The organism is Paenarthrobacter sp. TAF1 (genome assembly GCF_052113825.1).
In the GTDB taxonomy this organism is placed as follows: Bacteria; Actinomycetota; Actinomycetes; order Actinomycetales; family Micrococcaceae; genus Arthrobacter; species Arthrobacter nicotinovorans.
This window is the reverse complement of record NZ_JBFRDO010000010.1, coordinates 47,901-68,065: the sequence shown is the minus strand read 5'-3', so window position 1 is coordinate 68,065 and position 20,165 is coordinate 47,901. Positions and strand designations below refer to the sequence as shown.

The 20,165-nt window shown below is 63.6% G+C and carries 15 protein-coding genes; 7 read left to right on the top strand and 8 right to left on the bottom strand.

Annotated elements, in window-relative coordinates:
• The first annotated feature begins 44 nt into the window (after nt 1-44).
• From AB4Y81_RS13975 to AB4Y81_RS13945, 7 genes are all read left to right on the top strand, one after another.
• Nucleotides 45-1,412 carry a DUF6421 family protein gene (locus AB4Y81_RS13975; RefSeq protein WP_018778666.1) on the top strand — a complete coding sequence of 456 codons (1,368 nt, stop codon included), beginning with the start codon at nt 45-47 and terminating at the stop codon, nt 1,410-1,412.
• Nucleotides 1,412-2,137, top strand: coding sequence for an SDR family oxidoreductase (locus AB4Y81_RS13970; RefSeq protein ID WP_210077258.1), 726 nt, complete (start codon nt 1,412-1,414; stop codon nt 2,135-2,137). Before AB4Y81_RS13975 ends, AB4Y81_RS13970 begins: the two co-directional genes overlap by 1 nt.
• 43 nt (nt 2,138-2,180) lie before the next feature.
• Nucleotides 2,181-3,254, top strand: a complete 1,074-nt coding sequence (locus tag AB4Y81_RS13965; protein WP_018778668.1) for a threonine aldolase family protein — start codon at nt 2,181-2,183, stop codon at nt 3,252-3,254.
• Between the two features lie 71 nt (nt 3,255-3,325).
• Nucleotides 3,326-3,982: a DUF3000 domain-containing protein gene (locus AB4Y81_RS13960; protein WP_026267289.1), complete on the top strand. Its 657-nt coding sequence runs from the start codon at nt 3,326-3,328 to the stop codon at nt 3,980-3,982.
• A gap of 80 nt (nt 3,983-4,062) precedes the next feature.
• Entirely contained in the window at nt 4,063-5,403 is a 1,341-nt protein-coding gene (locus tag AB4Y81_RS13955) for an HRDC domain-containing protein (RefSeq protein WP_018778670.1), read from the top strand.
• A 189-nt stretch (nt 5,404-5,592) separates the two neighbouring features.
• The gene (locus AB4Y81_RS13950) at nt 5,593-6,873 is read left to right on the top strand and encodes a thiolase family protein (RefSeq protein ID WP_441996108.1); all 1,281 of its coding nucleotides are present in this window, start codon (nt 5,593-5,595) and stop codon (nt 6,871-6,873) included.
• Nucleotides 6,870-9,014, top strand: a complete 2,145-nt coding sequence (locus AB4Y81_RS13945; protein ID WP_441996107.1) for a 3-hydroxyacyl-CoA dehydrogenase NAD-binding domain-containing protein — start codon at nt 6,870-6,872, stop codon at nt 9,012-9,014. Before AB4Y81_RS13950 ends, AB4Y81_RS13945 begins: the two co-directional genes overlap by 4 nt.
• 98 nt (nt 9,015-9,112) lie before the next feature.
• On the opposite strand, the gene AB4Y81_RS13940 is transcribed toward AB4Y81_RS13945, so the two are convergent.
• The 8 genes from AB4Y81_RS13940 to AB4Y81_RS13905 form a co-directional block, all read right to left on the bottom strand.
• Nucleotides 9,113-10,090 carry an aldo/keto reductase gene (locus AB4Y81_RS13940; RefSeq protein ID WP_189075713.1) on the bottom strand — a complete coding sequence of 326 codons (978 nt, stop codon included), beginning with the start codon at nt 10,088-10,090 and terminating at the stop codon, nt 9,113-9,115.
• Nucleotides 10,091-10,144: 54 nt separating this feature from the next.
• Nucleotides 10,145-10,369: a hypothetical protein gene (locus tag AB4Y81_RS13935; protein WP_018778674.1), complete on the bottom strand. Its 225-nt coding sequence runs from the start codon at nt 10,367-10,369 to the stop codon at nt 10,145-10,147.
• Between the two features lie 30 nt (nt 10,370-10,399).
• On the bottom strand, nt 10,400-10,960 hold the full coding sequence (locus tag AB4Y81_RS13930; RefSeq protein ID WP_189075714.1) for a hypothetical protein: 561 nt from the start codon (nt 10,958-10,960) through the stop codon (nt 10,400-10,402).
• Nucleotides 10,957-11,526 carry a DUF402 domain-containing protein gene (locus AB4Y81_RS13925; protein ID WP_189075715.1) on the bottom strand — a complete coding sequence of 190 codons (570 nt, stop codon included), beginning with the start codon at nt 11,524-11,526 and terminating at the stop codon, nt 10,957-10,959. The genes AB4Y81_RS13930 and AB4Y81_RS13925 overlap by 4 nt, the downstream gene beginning before the upstream one ends.
• Nucleotides 11,523-13,496, bottom strand: a complete 1,974-nt coding sequence (dxs, locus tag AB4Y81_RS13920; protein WP_018778677.1) for a 1-deoxy-D-xylulose-5-phosphate synthase — start codon at nt 13,494-13,496, stop codon at nt 11,523-11,525. The genes AB4Y81_RS13925 and dxs overlap by 4 nt, the downstream gene beginning before the upstream one ends.
• 173 nt (nt 13,497-13,669) lie before the next feature.
• Nucleotides 13,670-16,477 (bottom strand): aconitate hydratase, encoded by a 2,808-nt coding sequence (locus tag AB4Y81_RS13915; protein ID WP_018778678.1) that lies wholly within the window; start codon nt 16,475-16,477, stop codon nt 13,670-13,672.
• Nucleotides 16,478-16,707: 230 nt separating this feature from the next.
• Nucleotides 16,708-18,084, bottom strand: coding sequence for a class I SAM-dependent RNA methyltransferase (locus AB4Y81_RS13910; RefSeq protein ID WP_441996106.1), 1,377 nt, complete (start codon nt 18,082-18,084; stop codon nt 16,708-16,710).
• Nucleotides 18,081-20,057 carry an APC family permease gene (locus AB4Y81_RS13905; protein ID WP_039240785.1) on the bottom strand — a complete coding sequence of 659 codons (1,977 nt, stop codon included), beginning with the start codon at nt 20,055-20,057 and terminating at the stop codon, nt 18,081-18,083. The genes AB4Y81_RS13910 and AB4Y81_RS13905 overlap by 4 nt, the downstream gene beginning before the upstream one ends.
• Between the last annotated feature and the right edge of the window lie 108 nt (nt 20,058-20,165).

Genomic DNA, 20,165 nt, shown 5'->3' with positions numbered 1-20,165 from the left:
GCTCGGCCCAGAAGCAATAACAACTTCGGAAAGGGCCGAGCACCATGACCACCACCGCTATCGCCACCCTCCCGCGTGTCACCGCCGACAACGCTGAATGGGTAGCCCTCAAAGCCGCTGCCACGTCCCTCCAGGGGTACCAGGAGCAGGACGGATCCATCGCCGATCCCTCTGTCCACGATGAGGCGGCAAGGCTCGTAGCCACCATCACCAAGTCCATCACGGCCCTCGCCCCCAGCTTCGATCACGACGCCCAGTACCTGGCGCTGCTCGTGGAGGACTTCAAGCGTTGGGCCGGCAACGGCTTCGGCGTCCCGGACTTCCTGGATTCCCTCCAGGCTTTCCAACCACAGAAGCAGCGCATCGACGGCCTCCAGCATCTGGTGGTCTTCCCCATGTACACGCAGAACGGCAGCACCAACCGCTTGGTCGAGGCTGTACTCATCGAGGTTATCTGGCCGGAATTCATTGGCGGCCTGGAGGCCGGGGAGTACTCCAACAAGCTCTTCGTCCCCATCCGGTTCGTTGACTTCACCCCCGGCTATGACACCAACTCCGCAGTGCTCTTCCCGGAGACCGTGGCGGTGCGCGAGACACCCACGTTCACGTGGGGAGCCATCTTCGCCGACCGCGAGGCCGCCCGCTTCCGCCGGGTGCTCAAGGCTGCCGCGGAAACAACCTCTCTGGAACTGCCCGAGGACGCGGCCCAGCTGATCGAGGACCAGGAGCTCACCCAGCGAACGTTCGTCATGTGGGACCTGATCCACGACCGCACCCACATGCGCGGCGACCTTCCGTTTGATCCGTTCATGATCAAGCAGCGGATGCCCTTCTTCCTCTACTCCCTCGAAGAACTGCGCTGCGACCTGACCGCCTTCCGCGAATCCGTCCTGATCGAAAAGGACGAGAACGCCGACCCCGATGCCCGCAAGCACGCAAAGCTTGTCCAGTACGCAGTCATCTTCGACCGGATCTTCCGCTTCGCCATCACCGGCAACCGCGTCCGCAACTACGACGGCCTAGGCGGGCAGCTCCTGTTCGCCTGGATGCACCAGCACCACGTACTCCACTGGACCGACAGCAAGCTCTCCATCGACTGGGATGACGCAGCAGCTGTCGTGGTTGAACTCGGCGCCAAAATCGAGGAACTATACTGGCGTTCCATTGATCGTCCCAAGGCTGCCCACTGGCTGGCCGCCTATGAGCTGATCTCAAGCACCGTCACCCCGCACCCGGCTTCGGTCTGGGCAAAGGGCCCGGACGCCCTGCCCTTGGACGGTGCCCCCCGCGGGCTGACCGACCAGGTCCTGGACGATGAGTTCCCCCTGTCCATGTTCTACGAAGCCTTGGAGAAGAAGATGCGTCCCGTCATCGAATCCACCACCGGCATCACGGGCGCCACGGCGGCCTGATGTCCCCACTGACAGTTTTGGTAACGGGCGGTAGCGGCGCTTCGGGCGTCGCTGCCGCCCGGGCCTTGTCCACCGCCGGCCACCGGGTCCTGACTGTTGGTTCGGACCAGACCCGGATCGAGGCGGCCGCGCGGGAGGCCGGCGGCGCTGTGACTCCCCTCGTGTGCGATCTCGGCGACCTGGAATCCGTTCGTGGGCTGGCTTCGATGATCGAGGACCGCGGCTTTGGGGGCGTCGACGGAGTAATCCACCTCGTCGGTGGTTGGCGCGGGGCCAAGGGCATCGAAGACCAGACGGATGCTGATTGGGAGGCGCTGGAACACAGCGCGATTACCACGCTGCGGAACGTGACCAGGGTGTTCTACAGCCAACTCGAAGCGTCGCCGCATGGCCGGTTCGCCATGGTGTCGTCAACCGCGGTATCCAGCCCAACCGCGGCCGCAGCCAGTTACGCTGCTGCGAAGGCCGCTGCAGAAGCTTGGACGCTTGCGGTGGCTGATGGCTTCCGGCGCGCCCAGTCCGTCGACACGGACACCAGTGGACAGCACAGTGCCGCCGTGGTGTTCGTGGTCAAGGCGCTCGTGGACGAAACCATGAGGCGCGCACATCCCGAACGGCGGTTCCCCGGACATACCGACGTCGAAGAACTGGCCGCTGCCGCCGTCGGCCTTTTCGATCAACCTGCCTCCATCCTGAACGGCCAGCGGATCCTGCTGGCCAAATAGACTTGAAAGCGTGAATGAACAAGTGACGAGCACAACAGAGGCAATGCCCAGCACGGGCCACATTTCCGAGGGCAGCCGGCTGCACGACCCCACGGTCAGGGGTTTTGCTTCCGACAACTACTCAGGCGTGCACCCGGAGATCCTTGCGGCCTTGGCGGCCGCCAACGGTGGACACCAGGTTTCCTATGGCGAGGACGTGTACACGGCCCGGCTGCAGGCCGTCCTGGAGCAGCAGTTCGGCGAAGGCATCGAGACCTTCCCGGTTTTCAACGGCACCGGCGCCAATGTCCTGTCGCTGCAGTCGCTGCTGCCGCGCTGGGGGGCCGTCATCTGCGCCTCCACCGCACACATCAACATGGACGAGAACGGGGCCCCGGAACGTATCGGCGGGATCAAGCTCCTGCAGGTCCCCACTGAGGACGGAAAACTCACACCGGAGCTCATCGATCGTGAAGCCTGGGGCTGGGGCGACGAGCACCGTGCACAACCCCTGGTTGTTTCCATTACGCAGACAACGGAACTCGGCACCTGCTACACGCCGGAAGAAGTTCGCGCCATTGCCGACCACGCCCACTCCAAGGGCATGAAGCTGCACATGGACGGCGCGCGGCTGGCAAACGCCGCTGCCCACCTGGACGTTCCCTTGCGTGCATTTACCCGCGACGCCGGCGTGGACATCCTCTCATTCGGAGGGACGAAGAACGGCCTGCTCTTCGGCGAAGTGGTGGTGGCCCTCAACCCTGAAGCCGCCGACGGCCTGAAGTTCCTGCGGAAGATGAACATGCAGCTGGCTTCGAAGATGCGCTTCATCTCCGCCCAGTTCATCGCACTCCTGGAGGACGGGCTGTGGCTGCGGTCCGCCGCTCACGCCAACGCCATGGCCACCCGCCTGCGGAGTGCCGTTGAAGGGATCGACGGCGTCGAGCCCACCCAGGCGACGCAGTCCAACGGCGTCTTCGCCATCCTCCCGGAAGGCGCTGCCGACCGCCTGCGGAAGTCCTTCGCGTTCTACGATTGGGATGCCGCCCGGCGCGAGGTCCGCTGGATGTGCTCGTTCGACACCACCGAAGAAGACATCGACACCTTCGTTGCGGCGATCAAGCAGGAACTGGCGTAACGCTGATACGCCTGCCGTCCGGGGCGGCGAGCCTGCACAGGTTCGCCGCCCCGGACGCATAATCTGCGAGTGTGAACGCCCTCGCACAAGTTCCCCAGGACTTTCTCTTCGCCTTGGGAACGCTACGAAAAGCCCAGTGCCGCAGCGAGTTGCGGCTTGATGAGATCCCCGCCCCCGCACGTTTGGCCCCTTATGCAGTGGCCTTGGGCGCTGAAGTCTTCAGCCCCACCGCCGCCACCCGCCAGGTTCCCGTGCATGGACCGGCAGCCAAGGCCTTTGCCAAGAGCCAGGCCGGCAGCCCCTCCAGCGAAGACGAGGACGAACTGGCCACAGGCCGCTTCATCCTGCTCTACGATCCGGACGGATCGGCCGTGTGGGAGGGCGAATTCAGGATCGTCACGTATATCCGGGCCCAAATGGATGCGGAAATGGGCAACGACTCCATGCTCGGTTCCGTGGCCTGGACGTGGCTCGTCGAAGCCCTGGAACACCGTTCAGCCCCTTACCGGGCTGCCGGCGGCACTGCTACCCGGATCCTTTCCGAAAGCTTCGGCACCCTGGCTGAGCGGCCCGACACCATCGACATAGAACTCCGGGCCTCCTGGACGCCTGACGGCGCGGATGTCCAATCACATCTGGAAGCCTGGTCCGACATGGTGTGCACTTTCGCCGGACTGCCTCCACTGCCACCCGGGGTCACCGGCCTGCCCAACAGGAGGCGCAATTGACGGCCACCCGCGCCGTAACCGCTGCGCTGGCGAAGGCAAAAGCGCCCCGTTACGCGACAAATCGGTAAGCTTAAGCCACCATGACCCCTGAAAACCTGGAAAACACCACAGCCGGCGATCCGGTTGCTGATCCCACCACCCACATCAAGGTTGACGGCTTTGACAGCCACGTCCCTGAAGTCATTGATCTCGACACCCCACGCGAGGGCGTACCCCTGGTCATCGACACACCTGCCGGACTTGAACGATGCGCAGCCGCAATAGCAGCCGGCACCGGACCTGCCGGCGTCGATGCCGAGCGGGCTTCCGGTTTCCGCTACGGCCAGCGTGCCTTCCTGGTGCAGATCCGTCGCGAAGGAGCCGGGACCTGGCTCATCGACCCCGAACCGTTCGACAACCTGGACATCGTCAACGACGCCCTGCGCGGGGTGGAATGGATCCTTCACGCCGCCACCCAGGACCTGCCTTGCCTGTCCGAGCTCGGCATGTGGCCGGACAAGCTGTTCGATACTGAACTCGCGGCGCGGCTCGCAGGGCTCCCCCGCGTCGGCCTGGCGGCTGTTATCGAACAACTGCTCGGTTTCGGTCTCGCCAAAGAACACTCTGCCGCTGACTGGTCGACTCGGCCACTGCCCGAACCCTGGTTGCGGTACGCAGCGCTCGACGTCGAAGTCCTCGCCGAGCTGCGCGAAGAACTTATTGAACTCCTGGAGGCCGACGGCAAGCTGGAGTACGCCGAACAGGAATTCGCCGGCATCCTCGCCGCAGGTGTCCCGGCACCCAGGGTCGAACCATGGCGTAAGACCTCCGGTCTCCATCAGATCCGTGACCGCCGCCAGCTGGCAGCCGTCCGGGAACTGTGGCAGGAACGCGACCAGCTGGCCCGCAAGCGCGACGTCGCACCTGGCCGGCTCATCCCTGATTCAGCCCTGGTGGCCGCCGCCAAGGCCATGCCAACCACAGTCCCACAGCTTCTGGCCACAAAGGGGTTCCACGGCAGGTCAGCGCAACGGGAAGCTCCCCGATGGCTGCGCTGCATCACGAACGCCAGATCCATGACGGACCTTCCTCCGCTGCATCTGCCCACAAATGCCCCGCCGCCTCCCCGGGTCTGGGCAGACCGGGACCCGGAGGCAGCAGCGCGGCTGGCCACGGCAAGGCCGGCCCTCCAAGCCAAGGCTGACGAACTCAACTTGCCCGTGGAGAACCTGCTGACTCCGGACTACCTCAGGCGCATAGCCTGGCGGCCACCAACGGACGTATCGCTGGAGACCGTTTCGCAGGAACTTCGGACGCTTGGCGCAAGGGAGTGGCAAATCGCCATCGCCGCCCCCATCCTGACCGAGGCCTGCTTAAACCCGAGCCCGCTGCCAACCAAGGAATCCAAGGCCAACGAAGCACAGCAGTCCAAGGACTCCTAGTGGTCACCGCCGTCGCAATGGCCCGTTGCCCGAACGTACGTTCGTGGCGGCGGGCCATTTGCGTGCCGGATGCGGCGGGCAGAAGCCCATGGCCTTGCACGCTAAGTTACCCATGAGTAACATTGCAGTAATGCCAACCGGACCCCGCCCCGCGGGACACGGTGCCATGTCTCAACGAGGAGTAAATACATGAGTCCATCACGCACTGCCCAGCGTAACGTCCGGGACGTCGTCTTCGTGGACGGTGTCCGCACGCCTTTTGGCAAAGCCGGCGAAAAGGGTATCTACGCCGGGACCCGCGCCGATGACCTGGTAGTGAAATGCATCCGCGAACTCATGAGGCGAAACCCCTCGCTTCCCGCGGAGCGCGTCGATGAAGTAGCCATCGCCGCCACCACCCAGACCGGAGATCAAGGCCTGACCATCGGCCGCACAGCGGCCCTCCTGGCCGGCCTCCCCCGTTCCGTTCCCGGCTTCGCCATCGACCGCATGTGCGCAGGTGCCATGACCGCGGTAACGACGACGGCGAGCGGCATCGGCTTTGGCGCCTACGACGTCGTCATCGCAGGCGGCGTGGAACACATGGGCAACCACCCCATGGGCGCGGGCGCGGATCCCAACCCGCGTTTCATGTCCGAGCGACTGGTTGACCCTGCAGCCCTGAACATGGGCAACACCGCCGAAAACCTGCACGACCGCTTCCCGGCGATCACCAAGGACCGGACGGACGCTTACGCAGCAGCTTCGCAGGCCAAGCTGGCCGCCGCCTACAGCAATGATCAGATCCAGCAAGACCTCGTGCCCGTCGCCACCATGAAACCCGGTCAGGGATGGGCGCTGCACACCACGGACGAACCGCCGCGTCCAGGCACCACCGTTGAGGACCTGGCTGAACTGCGCACTCCGTTCCGCGCACACGGCCGCGTCACTGCGGGAAATGCCGCAGGGTTGAACGACGGGGCCACGGCCGCCGTCCTGGCCTCAGCGGAAGCCGCCGAGGAACTCGGGCTTTCCGTCAAAATGCGCCTCGTATCCTACGCTTTCGCCGGCGTCGAGCCCGAAGTCATGGGCATCGGCCCTGTCCCAGCCACCGAGAAGGCACTGAAGAACGCCGGGCTGGGCATCGAGGACATCGGCCTGTTCGAAATCAACGAGGCATTCGCCGTCCAGGTACTGAGCTTCCTGGACCACTTCGGGATTGCCGATGACGACCCGCGCGTCAACCGCTATGGCGGGGCGATCGCCGTCGGACATCCGCTGGCTTCCTCAGGCGTCAGGCTGATGAACCAGCTCGCGCGCCAGTTCGAAGAGGACCCGTCCGTCCGCTACGGCATCACCACCATGTGCATCGGCCTGGGAATGGGCGCAACGGTGATCTGGGAGAACCCCCACCACGCCGACTACGCATCGTCCACCCCTGAGCCGGTCACGACCGCAACCACCGCCCCCACTGAAGGAGCCGCCGCATGAGCGCCGCAGAATTCCAGAAGCTCGCCGCACTGTTCCCCGACGAGGTCGTCACACACTCCTACGTCCAGGACATCCAGCTCCCCGGCGGAGTGGGGACCTTTGCCCTCATCACCCTGGATAACGGTTTGGACCATTCCAAGCCCACCACGCTGGGACCCAACACGCTGGTTGAGCTCGGCCGCGTCCTTGACGGTCTCAAAGAACGGGCCTCGCGGGGCGAAATTGTGGGTGTCGGTGTCACAGGCAAGCCGTATTTCCTGGTTGCCGGCGCCGACCTCTCGGCCGTGAAAACCCTCAAGGAGCGCGAACACGGTCTCTGGATGGCCCAGCTCGGGCACGCCGTCTACGCAACCTTGGCCGATCTCGGCGTCCCGAGTTTCACGTTCATCAACGGCCTGGCCCTCGGCGGTGGCCTGGAGATCGCCCTCCAGTCCACGTACAGAACCGTCTCCACGGGTGCCGGCGCGCTGGCGCTTCCGGAAGCCTTCATCGGCCTGGTCCCGGGATGGGGCGGCGTCTACATCCTCCCGCGCCTGGTCGGTCCGGAGAATGCGGTCAAGGTGATGATCGAGAACCCGCTGAGCAACAACAGGACGCTCACCGGGCCGCAGGCCTACGAGCTGGGGATAGCCGACGCTATCTTTGAGCCCGCCGACTTCGTGGAACAGTCCCTGGCCTGGGCTGCACGCGTCATCTCAGGTGAAGAGGCGCCGGAGCGCAAGAACGCCGTGGACGCAGCCGATGAAGCGGTGGCCGCCCGCTGGGCCGCTGCGGTCGCGGCAGGACGTGCCTTCGTTGAGGCCAAAACCTCCAACGCCTCGCCCGCGCCGGCCAAAGTCCTGGACGTGATGGAAGCCAACCGGACCATGACACAGCAGGAGTCGGCAGAGCTCGAATGCGAAACCCTCGCCGGACTCATGCAGACGGACGAGTTCCGCTCCACTGTGTATGCCTTCCTCGACCTGGTTCAGAAGCGTTCCAAACGTCCCGCGGGTGCCCCGGACCGCAAGTTGGCACGTCCTGTCACCAAGATCGGCGTCGTGGGTGCGGGCCTCATGGCCAGCCAGTTAGCATTGCTGTTCGCGCGGCAGCTGAAGGTCCCCGTGGTCATGACGGACATCGACCAGGCGCGCGTGGACAAGGGAGTAGCGTACGTCCACTCCGAGGTGGACAAAATGCTGGCGAAGAAGCGGATCAAGCCTGACGCCGCGAACAGGACCAAAGCCCTGGTCACAGGCTCCGTCTCCAAGGAAGCCTTTGCCGACGCCGATTTCGTGATTGAAGCCGTCTTCGAAGAACTGCATATCAAGAAGCAGGTCTTCGCAGAGGTGGAAGAAATTGTCTCCCCGGAGTGCATTTTGGCGACCAATACATCGTCGCTGTCCGTGACCGCCATGGCCGAAGACCTGAAGCACCCGGAGCGCCTGGTCGGCTTCCACTTCTTCAACCCGGTGGCCGTCATGCCCCTTCTTGAGATCGTGAAGGCACCGAAGACCGACGACGCTGTCCTCGCTACAGCCTTCGAACTGGCCAAGGGACTAAAGAAGACCGCAGTGCTGGTCAAGGACGCGGCCGCCTTTGTTGTGAACCGCATCCTGCTTCGCCTCATGGGCGAGGTCATCGCAGCGTTCGACGAGGGAACCCCGGCAGAGGTTGCCGATACCGCACTGCGTCCGATGGGCTTGCCCATGTCCCCGTTCACCCTCAGCGCCATGGTGGGGCTTCCGGTGGCCCAGCACGTCCAGGAATCCTTGCACACGGCATTCGGGGACCGCTTCCCGGTTTCGCAGAACCTGCAAAAACTGATCGACAACGGCGTGAAGTCCTTGTGGGTCCCGGGATCCGATGGGAAACCGGTCATTCCCGCTGAGACGCTGGCCATCATGTCGTTCGGCAACACCCCCTCCACCGGGGAAGAAGTGCTTCGCCGCACTCAGGATGCCCTGGCCGAAGAAATCGGGCTCATGCTCGAAGAGGGCGTCGTGGCCGGCCCCGAGGACATCGACCTGTGCGTCATCATGGGTGCGGGATGGCCAATGTTCCTGGGCGGCATCACCCCTTACCTGGACCGGGTGGGTGCCTCCGAGCGGGTCAACGGCAAGCGCTTCCTGGCGCCTGGCGTAGCTTCCGCACCGGCCTAATCCAAAGAGTGGAACAGGCCAAACAGTAGAACAGGCCAAACAGTAGAACAGGCCGGCCCCGGAGCAGTTGCTCCGGGGCCGGCCAGTTCTGTATCGGATCAGAAGAGCGCCACCTTGGGCGACTTCGGGAAGATGTCGTCCAGCTCGTCACGGTCTTCCTGGGTTGGTACCCAGCAGACCGCTTCAGCATTCTCGCGGACCTGTTCGGGCCGCGTCGCACCGGCGATAACGCTGCTGACTCCGGGTTGGGCAGCGAGCCAGGAGAAAGCCAACTGCAACTCGCTGATGCCGCGCTCCTTGGCGAACTGGCCGAAGCGGCCCAGCTGCTCCCAGTCGGCGTCGTGCACCAGGTTGGTCCGCGTATGGCTCAGCCTGGAGCCCTCCGGCGCCTTGCCCGCCGAATACTTTCCCGTGAGCAGCCCGTTGGCGAGGGGGAAGTACGGCAACACGCCCAGGGAGAACGCCTGTGCCGCGGGCAGGACCTCGAGCTCGGCGCGGCGGTCCAGCAGGTTGTAGTGGTTCTGCGTGGAAATGAAGCGGACACCACCTGATTCGCGTCCCACATACTCGGCCTGCGCTATTTGCCAGCCGGCAAAGTTGGAATGCCCGATGTAACGAACTTTGCCGCTGGAGACCAGGTCATCCAGGGCAGCCAGGGTTTCCTCAATCGGCGTCCGGGGATCCGGCGTGTGGAACTGGTAAAGGTCGATCCAGTCAGTGTCCAGCCGGCGCAGGGAGGCTTCGACGGCCTTGACGATGTACCGCCGCGAACCACGGGCATCGAAGTCATTGCCGTTCACCCCGCGCATGTCCATGCCGAACTTAGTGCCGATCACGACATCGTCCCGGCGGCCCTTCAGAGCCTTTCCCAGCATGGTTTCGCTGAGCCCCGGCTCGCGTCCGTAGACATCGGCGACGTCGAAGAACGTCACCCCTGCTTCAACGGCGGCGTGGACAACTGCGTCAGTGCCTTCCTGGGACTCCGTGGGCGTATTGGCACGCCCCAGGTTGTTGCAGCCCAGCCCTACAGCTGAGACGGTCAGTCCGGAATGGCCAAGGCGTCGGTATTCAGTCATGAATTCACCCTATCCCGCTCCCACGGGAAGATAGTCACCCCGGGCAACAAAACCCTAGCCGCCGGCAGTACCGTAGGTGATTCCCGATTCCTCCATGGCATCCTCAAGCTGGGCGATGGCCACTGGACCCATGCCGTGGAGCTTGGAAACCTGGCCCTCACCGTACTCGGCCAGCTGCTCCAATGTTTCTATGCCCTGATGGGCCAGTGCGCGCTTGGCCGGTGCTGCCAGGCCCTTGGGCAAAGGTGTATGTCCGGGCCAGTTGCTCTTGGACGACATGGGGTTCCCTCCTCGTGCATTGGGTGCTACTTAGAGACTAAAGCCCATACCTTGCTTCGGCGAGTGCTTCACCTTGAACGCTGCGGGATCTCCATGGGGCGCGGCAGCCACGGTGAGCTTCGTGAAGTCCAGGTCTTCGCCGCGGACACAGATCTTGACGGCGTTGACGGCTTTGTTGACATCCGGGCACAGGCAAAAAATGTTGAGGTGGCCGTTGCCGATCTCAGAGCGGTCCACGATCCCCAGTCCACGCCACGCCAGTTCGCCGGTAAGGGCCGCTTTCGCCTTCCTTTCCAGATGGCGGTCGCGTTCTGTGCCGTCCTTGGTCTTCAGCGCAATCTGCGCCACCACCCAGAACTGCTCGGACTCGGGAATCTCGGCGTAGCCGTCTTCCTCGCACTGGGCGGCAAAGGCGGTCATCAAACCTTCGACAGCGGACTCGTCATCCACTCCGGTTTCGTTGGTCTTGCTCTGGTGGCCAACTACCCCGTGGTTAACCACGAACTGCTGGTCTTCGTCGTCGTACCAGGCTTCGCGAAAGTGCAGTACACCCTCGTCGTCTGTCTTGTACGTCCGGATAATCCCGGTCATGCGCGTCCTTTCCTGAACCACTCGGCGCTGGGACTGCTGGACCCCAGAACGTCGAACGGTGGTTTCATGGTGTCCACTGCTTCGTATAGCGCTGCGCATTCGGTACGCATGGCGTCCACTGTTTGTCCCGGATAGACCATGGCTGCCCGGTGTTCCTCGAACTCGTCCTCATCATCAACAAACACCCCGTGCGTGGTGGAACGGATGACGTCCAGGTCCATGTCGATCATGTGGAACTCGGTCACACCGGCTTTGATGGGAGTCCAGGCGTGGGCGGTGGCCAGGTCCACATAAATGCGGAAGTCGCCCGGGTAGCTGTCATCGTAGAACGTTGCCACGTACTCGCCTGTCCTGGGTACAAGCAAGATGGCATCAGAAGCGGTGTAGAACGCCGCCCCCGGGCGGGAACAGAACTCCCCTGCGCCCTGGAATATCCACCAGCCGTAAATGTCCTCACCAAGATAACGGCCGGGAACAACCCAGTGGGCGGTGCCGTCCCACTTCCTGTTCCGCGCCACAACAAGGTCTCCAGGCTGCAGGGCGCCCGGTCCGCGATCGTCCCTCACAGGGTGGGCAAGCTGCCTGTAGTGGGGTGCTCCTGACCCGGGAGGGGGCGTGCAAAGGGGACCTTGGTCCCCAAAACCTGGGCAACGACGTCGTGCGTTATCTTTTGCGCGGTGAGCCCGACGCGTTCCAGCACCTGGCTCCGGGAACCGTGCACCAGGAACTCCACCGGCAAGCCGACCTCGTTCAGGGCAGTATCCACGCCGGCTGCACGCATTTCCTGGCGGATGCGGGAACCAACGCCACCGGCGCGTACGCCGTCCTCGATGCAGATCACCAGGCGGTGACGGGCTGCAAGGGCGATGATTGATTTCCGGACGGGAAGGACCCACCGCGGATCCACCACTGTTGAACTGATGCCTTGGGCGCCCAGGCGGTCGGCCACGTCCAAGGCCAACTCGGACATCGCACCTACGCTGACGATCAGGACGTCGTTCTCAGTGGAGCCTGCAGGCCTGCGCGCAAGGATGTCCACGCCGTCGTGGAGCCGTTCGATGGCTTCAACTTCGGAACCGACACTGCCTTTGGAGAAGCGCACAACGGTGGGAGCATCGTTGATGGCAACAGCCTCACGGAGTTCTTCGCGGAGCCGGGTGGCATCGCGGGGGGCAGCCAAATGGAGGCCAGGAACAATCTGGACCATGGCCATATCCCACATGCCGTGGTGGCTGGGCCCGTCCGGACCGGTCACTCCGGCGCGGTCCAGGACAATGGTGACACCGGCTTTGTGCAACGCAACGTCCATCAGGAGCTGGTCGAAGGCACGGTTCAGGAAGGTTGCGTACACGGCAACCACAGGGTGCAGGCCGCCGAAGGCCATTCCTGCGGCCGAGGTCAGGGCATGTTGCTCGGCGATGCCGACATCGATGACGCGTTCAGGATGGCGCTCAGCGAACTTATGCAGCCCCACCGGGATGAGCATGGCGCCGGTGATGCCGACGATGTCCTCGCGCTCGTCAGCAATGTCCGCGATCTCCTCGGCGAACACCGAGGTCCACGACCTGGCACCGGGGATTTCAGTGGACTCCCCTGTTTCGGGGTCGATGATGCCCACGGCGTGGAACTGATCCGCCTCGTTGGCGAGGGCGGGTGCGTACCCGTGCCCCTTCTCGGTCATGGCATGCACAATGACAGGCCCGCCGTAGGCTTTCGCCGTGTTGAGGGCATGCTCCATGGCCTGGAGGTTGTGTCCGTCGACGGGGCCGATGTACTTCATCCCCAGGTCCTCGAACATGCCTTGCGGGGCCCACCAGTCCTTGATGCCCTTCTTCATGGCGTGCAGGCTCTTGTAGGTGAACTGGCCGGCCGGGCCGCCGTTCTGCAGCTTCTTCTTCCACCAGTCGAGCATCCGCTCGTACGCGGGGGCAGTGCGGAGCGAATCGATCGTGGGGCGCAACGAGGCAAGGTAGTCGGCAAAACCACCGACAGTGGGCGCGTAGGAACGTCCGTTGTCGTTGACCACGATCACGACGCGTCGCCGCTTGTCAGCGGCAATGTTGTTGATGGCCTCCCATGTCATGCCACCTGTCAGCGCACCATCGCCGACAACCGCGACGACGAACCGGTCACCTTCACCGGTGAGCTGGCGGGCGCGGGAAATTCCGTCGGCCCAGGACAAGGATGACGAGGCGTGGGAGCTTTCCACGATGTCGTGTTCGGACTCGGCCCGCTCCGGGTAGCCGGAGAGCCCACCCTGTTGACGGAGGGTACTGAAGTCCTGGCGACCCGTCAGAAGTTTATGGACATAGGACTGGTGGCCGGTATCAAAGACGATGCTGTCGCGCGGCGAATCGAACATCCGGTGGACTGCAAGGGTAAGTTCAACCACGCCCAGGTTCGGACCGAGGTGGCCGCCTGTCGCGGCGACGTTGGTGATCAGGAACTTCCTGATTTCGCCAGCCAATTCTTCCAGCTCTTTGCCGGACAGTTTGGCCAGGTCCTGTGGATCCTTGACGGTTTCCAAAAGTCCCAACGGCCCTCCTTAGGGTGAATGACGTGCTCGTTAACTTTAGCGCGTGCCCGGTGCCGCGCGTTCCCCCGGCCACCGCTTCGGCGGGGCGGAATTATCCCGGACGCCAGCAGCCCCGGCCGGTCAATCGACCAGCCGGGGCTGCATGGCACCGTAATCGGCTGAAACCAGCCGGATTATGCGGAGATCTGACGCAGAACGTACTGCAGGATGCCACCGTTGCGGTAGTAGTCCGCTTCGCCCGGGGTATCGATACGCAGCACAGCATCGAAGGACTTGGACGTGCCGTCCTCAGCCGTTGCCGTGACCTTGAGCGTCTTCGGCGTGGTGCCGTTGTTCAGCTCGGTGACGCCCTCAACTGCAAAGGTTTCCGTACCGGTCAGGCCCAGCGTTGCAGCCGACTCACCGGCCGGGAACTGGAGCGGAAGGACACCCATGCCGATCAGGTTGGAGCGGTGGATGCGCTCGTAGCTCTCGGCGATGACTGCCTTGACACCCAGGAGCGCAGTGCCCTTGGCTGCCCAGTCACGGGACGAACCGGAACCGTATTCCTTGCCTGCCAGGACAACCAGCGGCGTTCCCGCAGCCTGGTAGTTCTGGGCGGCGTCGTAGACGTAGGCCTGCGGTGCGCCTTCCTGGCTGAAGTCGCGGGTGAAGCCACCTTCGACGCCGTCCAGGAGCTGGTTCTTGATGCGGATGTTGGCGAAGGTACCGCGGATCATGACTTCGTGGTTGCCACGGCGTGAGCCGTAGGAGTTGAAGTCCTTGCGCTCCACACCGTTGGCCAGGAGGTACTGGCCGGCGGGGGTGTCCGACTTGAAGGAGCCGGCCGGGGAGATGTGGTCCGTGGTGACGGAATCGCCAAGCTTCAGGAGCACGCGGGCACCCGAGATGTCCTTGACGGGATCCGGCTGCGCCTTCATGCCCTCGAAGTATGGGGGCTTCCGCACGTAGGTGGAGTCCTCGGCCCAGGCGAAGGTGTCACCGGCAGGGGTGTCGAGTGCCTTCCAGCGGTCGTCGCCGTCGAAGACGCCTTCATAACCCTTGGCGAACATGGCCTCGTCGATCGAGGAGTCAATGACTTCCTGCACCTCGGTCGGGTTCGGCCAGATGTCCTTCAGGAACACCTCGTTGCCTTCGGAGTCGGTGCCCAGGGCATCGGTGTCGAAGTCGAAGTCCATGGAACCAGCCAGTGCGTAAGCGATGACCAGCGGCGGCGAAGCCAGGTAGTTCATCTTTACGTCCGGGTTGATGCGGCCTTCGAAGTTGCGGTTGCCCGAGAGGACTGCCGTCACCGAGAGGTCGTTGGCCTGGATTGCTTCGGAGATTTCCGGCTCAAGCGGGCCGGAGTTGCCGATGCACGTGGCGCAGCCGTAACCCACGATGTAGAAGCCGAGCTTCTCGAGGTACGGGGTCAGGCCGGACTTTTCGTAGTAGTCCGTGACCACCTTGGAGCCGGGGGCGACGGACGTCTTGACCCACGGCTTGGAGGTGAGGCCCTTGTCCACGGCGTTGCGTGCCAGGAGGGCGGCAGCCAGCATGACGGAAGGGTTGGACGTGTTGGTGCAGGACGTGATCGAGGCGATCGACACTGCGCCGTGGTCCAGTTCGAATTCGCGTCCGTCAGCGGTCTTCACGTGAACCGGCGACGACGGACGGCCGTTCGCACCATTGGCGGCGGACGCAACGCGTGCCGTCTCCGTGGTGTGCGAGTCGGCGTGCGTGAAGGACGGCGAATCGGAAGCGGGGAAGGATTCGTCCAAGGCCTCGTCCACGCTGCCGTCTTCGATGGAGACGTAGTTGTGGATGTCCTTGCGGAACTGCTCCTTGGCATCCGTGAGCTCGATGCGGTCCTGGGGACGCTTCGGGCCGGAGATCGACGGAACAACCGTGGAGAGGTCCAGCTCGAGGAACTCGGAGAAACGCAGTTCGCGGGAAGGGTCGTGCCAGAGGCCCTGCTCCTTGGTGTACGCCTCCACCAGGGCGACGTTCTCTTCTGAGCGGCCCGTCAGGCGCAGGTAGTCCAAGGTGACGTCGTCGATCGGGAACATGGCGGCCGTGGAACCGAATTCCGGGCTCATGTTGCCGATGGTGGCGCGGTTGGCCAGCGGCACAGCCGCAACGCCTTCGCCGTAGAACTCGACGAACTTGCCCACAACACCGTGCTTGCGCAGCATTTCGGTGATGGTCAGGACGACGTCCGTAGCGGTTGCGCCGGCCGGAATGCTGCCGTTGAGCTTGAAGCCGACAACACGCGGAATGAGCATGGAGACCGGCTGGCCGAGCATTGCTGCCTCGGCTTCGATGCCACCGACGCCCCAACCCAGGATGCCAAGGCCGTTGACCATGGTCGTGTGGGAGTCAGTGCCCACACAGGTGTCGGGGTAGGCACGGACGACGCCGTCAACCTCGCGGGTCATCACGGTGCGTGCCAGGTACTCGATGTTGACCTGGTGGACAATACCGGTTCCCGGGGGAACGACCTTGAAGTCGTCGAACGCGGTCTGGCCCCAGCGAAGGAACTGGTAGCGCTCACCATTGCGCTGGTACTCGATCTCCATGTTGCGTTCCAGCGCGCCCGAGTTACCGAACGCGTCGATCTGGACGGAGTGGTCGATAACCATTTCCGCAGGCGCCAACGGGTTGACGCGCTTGGGGTCGCCGCCAAGTTCCTTGACGGCTTCACGCATGGTGGCCAGGTCAACAACGCAGGGAACGCCAGTGAAGTCCTGCATGATGACACGTGCCGGGGTGAACTGGATTTCCGTGTCGGGCTCCGCGTTGGGATCCCAACCGGCCAGGGCGCGGACATGGTCAGCCGTTATATTGGCGCCATCCTCAGTCCGCAGGAGGTTTTCAAGCAATACCTTGAGGCTGAACGGAAGGCTGTCTGCGCCCTCTACGGAGTTCAACCGGAAAATTTCATAGTCGGTGCCGGCTACATTCAGTACGCCTTTGGAACCGAAGCTGTCCACAGTGCTCATGGCAGGACTCCTCTCGCAACAGTTTCATCTTTGTCGCGTGGTTGGCCGCTAGCCAGTTAGGTGGACCTTACTTAGCCGGGCGGCATCTCTGTTGGTCACCCCACCCCGGGGGTGTTCATTCCTGCGGAGCGGGACTACTACGCCCATCGTAGTGGCATTGTCTCCGCCACGGGCAGCCATCCGCCAAAGCCGCCCCGTCCGCAGTCTCGCGCGGACGGGGACCGGCCCAGCTAGGCGGCCGGAACGATCAGGCCAACCGTTTCGAGATGGTGGGTGTTGGGGTAGAGATCAAAAGCCCGCAGCGACTCCAGCCGCCATCCGCCCTGATGGAAGTAACCCAGATCACGCGCAAAGGAAGCGGGATCGCAGGACACATAGGCGATTGCACGCGGGCCGGTGGCCATCAATTGCTTGACCACGGTTTTGCCTGCGCCGGCCCTGGGCGGATCCAGCACCAAGGAGTCGAAGCTGCGGGACCGCTGGTGCAGGACCCGCTCCACGCGGCCCTGGACTATTTCCACCTGGGGCGCTCCATGGAGGTTCTTGCGGGCGTCCCGGCTGGTGCCCGGCGAGCCCTCGACAGAGAGGACCGAACCAGTGATCCCTACGGCGTCCGCCAGAGGGGCCGTAAACAGCCCGGCGCCGGCGTAGAGATCGGCGACCGCCGCACCGGGCTCCAGATACCCGCCGCGGGAAAGATAGTCCGTCACAGCTCCAACCAGGGTGTCCGGTGCGTCCTTATGGATTTGCCAGAAACCCTCTCCTGTTACCCGGTAGTCGTGGCCTGCGGCACTCTCCTGGACCCAGGTCCTCCCCCGCAGTTGCTGGACCTCGCCCTTGATGGGATCGAAACCCGCCACGGAGACGTCGCCTGGCAGTTGGGAGACGATGCTGTGCAAGCGTTTGGGGCTGCTGCCTTCCTCCGGAGCCAGGAGGATCAGGGGTCTGGAACCGTTGGCTGGGACAGCGACCTCCACGCGGGCTATGCCGGAAAGGTCAATGTCCCAAAGCCGGAGGTCGTTGATCCCCTGCAGGGCCAACGGCATTTCCTTGACCGGAAGCACCATGTCCGAGCGGTGGGCATGCATGCCCAAGCGTCCGTTGGAGGTCACCGCGAAGCTGGCGCGCGTACGCCAGCCGCGTCCGTCGTCGTGGTTCCCGCCGACTGCCTCCACCTCGGTGACGAGATCAAGGCCGGCGAGCCGTTTCAGCTGTTCGGCGAGAACCTCTGCTTTCAGGCCACGCTGCCGCTCGAGCGAGATGTGCCCCAGTTCGGCGCCGCCGACCGGCGGGGCACCCCGGTTCCAGGACGCCAGGGAATCCGCCGCCTTCCAAAAATGCGGAACGCGGTCGGGCGAAGCGTCCAGGACCTCCACGACGTCGGCGCGCCAGAAGCGCGACGAGTCACCCGAGTCGGTCAACCGGACGCGGACCTTCTCACCGGGGATGGCATGCCGGACGAAAATAACGCGGCCCTCGTGACGTGCGACGAAATGCCCGCCGTGGGCGATCGGACCGACGCTGACGACGAGTTCATCACCGTCCGCTGCCTGGGCTCCGTGAGTGTCGCTGTGCCCCGTGCGGGGCGGATTGCTGTGGGGGGTCATTGGGTATCCTGCAGTGCCTTTGCTTCTTCTGACGACTTCAGTTGCCACGGAACGCTGGCAACCATGACTCCGGGTTCAAAGTGGAGTCTCGTCTTGATTCTGAGTGCTGTCTGGTTGTGGACCAGCTGTTCCCACCACTTGCCCACCACATACTCCGGGATGTATACGACGATGAGGTCGCGTGGAGAGTCCCGGCGCATGGTTTTGATGTAGTCCATGATGGGCGTGACAGTTTCACGGTAGGGGCTGGCCAAAACAGTCAAGGGAACGGGAATTTCCAGTTTTTCCCAGTCCCTGACGGTGTGCTCCGTCTCTTCGGAATTGATGTCCACGGTCACGGCGTCCAAACGCGATGGCCTTGATGCGCGGGCATAGGCCAGCGCCCTCAGGACCGGTTTGCGCACGTGCGAGACGAGAAGTACGGCATGGACCCGGGTAGGCAGTGCGCGGGGAGAGGAGTCTTCGTCGACTGCGAGTTCCTTGGCGACATTGTCATAGTGGGCCCGGATGCTCCACATGATGAGGAAGAGGATGAACATCGCGAGCAGGGCGATCCAGGCACCCTGTTCAAACTTTGTGATGAGGACAATCACCAGCACCAGTGCCGTCATCCCGAAGCCCATCATGTTGATGGTGCGGGATTTGATGATGCGCCGCCGGACAACCTTGTCCTTGGCCAGCTTCAGCTCACGGCCCCAGTGGCGGATCATGCCCAACTGGCTCGCCGTGAAGGAGATGAAAACGCCCACGATGTAGAGCTGGATCAGCTTGGTGACATCTGCGTTGAACGCGAGGATGAGGACCAAGGCTCCGGCTGCCAAGGCCAGGACACCGTTGCTGAAAGCCAACCTGTCGCCCCTGGTGCGCAACTGGCGGGGAAGGTATCCGTCCTGCGCAAGGATGGAGCCCAGTACGGGAAATCCGTTGAAGGCGGTGTTGGAGGCAAACACCAGGATGATGCCGGTGGCTGCAACGACAATGTAGAAGAGGATGGAGCCGGAGCCGAAGATCGTATCGGCGATCTGGCTGATGGCCGGGGTTTGGATGTAGCCCTCGGGAAGCGGCTTGCCGTCCACCAGGAACTCCTTTGCCGGGTCCAGGACGATGTGCACCTTCGTGGCATTGGCCAGGTAGAGGATTCCAGCCAGCATCGAAGCGGCAATGACACCCAGGAGCAGCAGCGTCGTCGCTGCATTCTTGCTCTTGGGCTTCTTGAAGTTGGGTACGCCGTTGCTGATGGCTTCGACGCCGGTGAGGGCCGCAGCTCCCGAGGAGAAGGCCCGAAGCAGCAGGAAGGCGCCGGCAAGTCCCACCAGACCTTCATCGAATCCGGGCGCGGGAACGATTGTGAAGTTGGCTGACGGGGCCTCCCCCAGCTGTCCGGTCGCCGCCTGGAAGATTCCAACGGCCGTCATGCCCAGGATGGACGCCATGAAGATGTAGGTAGGAATGGCGAAGACCGTGCCGGCTTCCTTGATTCCCCGCAGGTTGACCAACGCAAGGATGGTGACACCTATGGTGGCGATCAACGCCTGCTGGCCGTGGAGCGAGGGGATGGCGGTGGTCAGGTACGTCGCAGCCGACGACATGGACACCGCGACGGTGAGGACGTAGTCAACCAGCAGGGCCGACGCAACCGTAAGGCCCGCATACTTGCCGAGGTTGACGTTCGCGATCTCATAGTCGCCGCCACCGGACGGGTAGGCATGGACGTTTTGGCGGTACGAGGCCACCACTGTGAGCAACACCACCATGACGGCGAGGCCAACCAGGGGCGAGAACGCCACGGCGCTGACCCCGGCCAAGGCGAGCGTAAGCAGGATTTCATCCGGGGCGTACGCCACCGACGACAGGGCGTCCGAGGCGAAGATCGGCAATGCGATGCGTTTGGGCAACAGCGTGTGGGACAGGCGGTCGTTCCGGACAGGCCGGCCCACCAGCACCCGCTTCGCGGCATTCAAAATTGTCAGCACTCCGCAAAGCTACTCTGAATACCCTGCGATGTCATGACGACGAAGGCGTGCTTAGCCAGCCGGCGACGGTAAAGTCATACCGAGCGGCAGGGACAACACACATTAGGA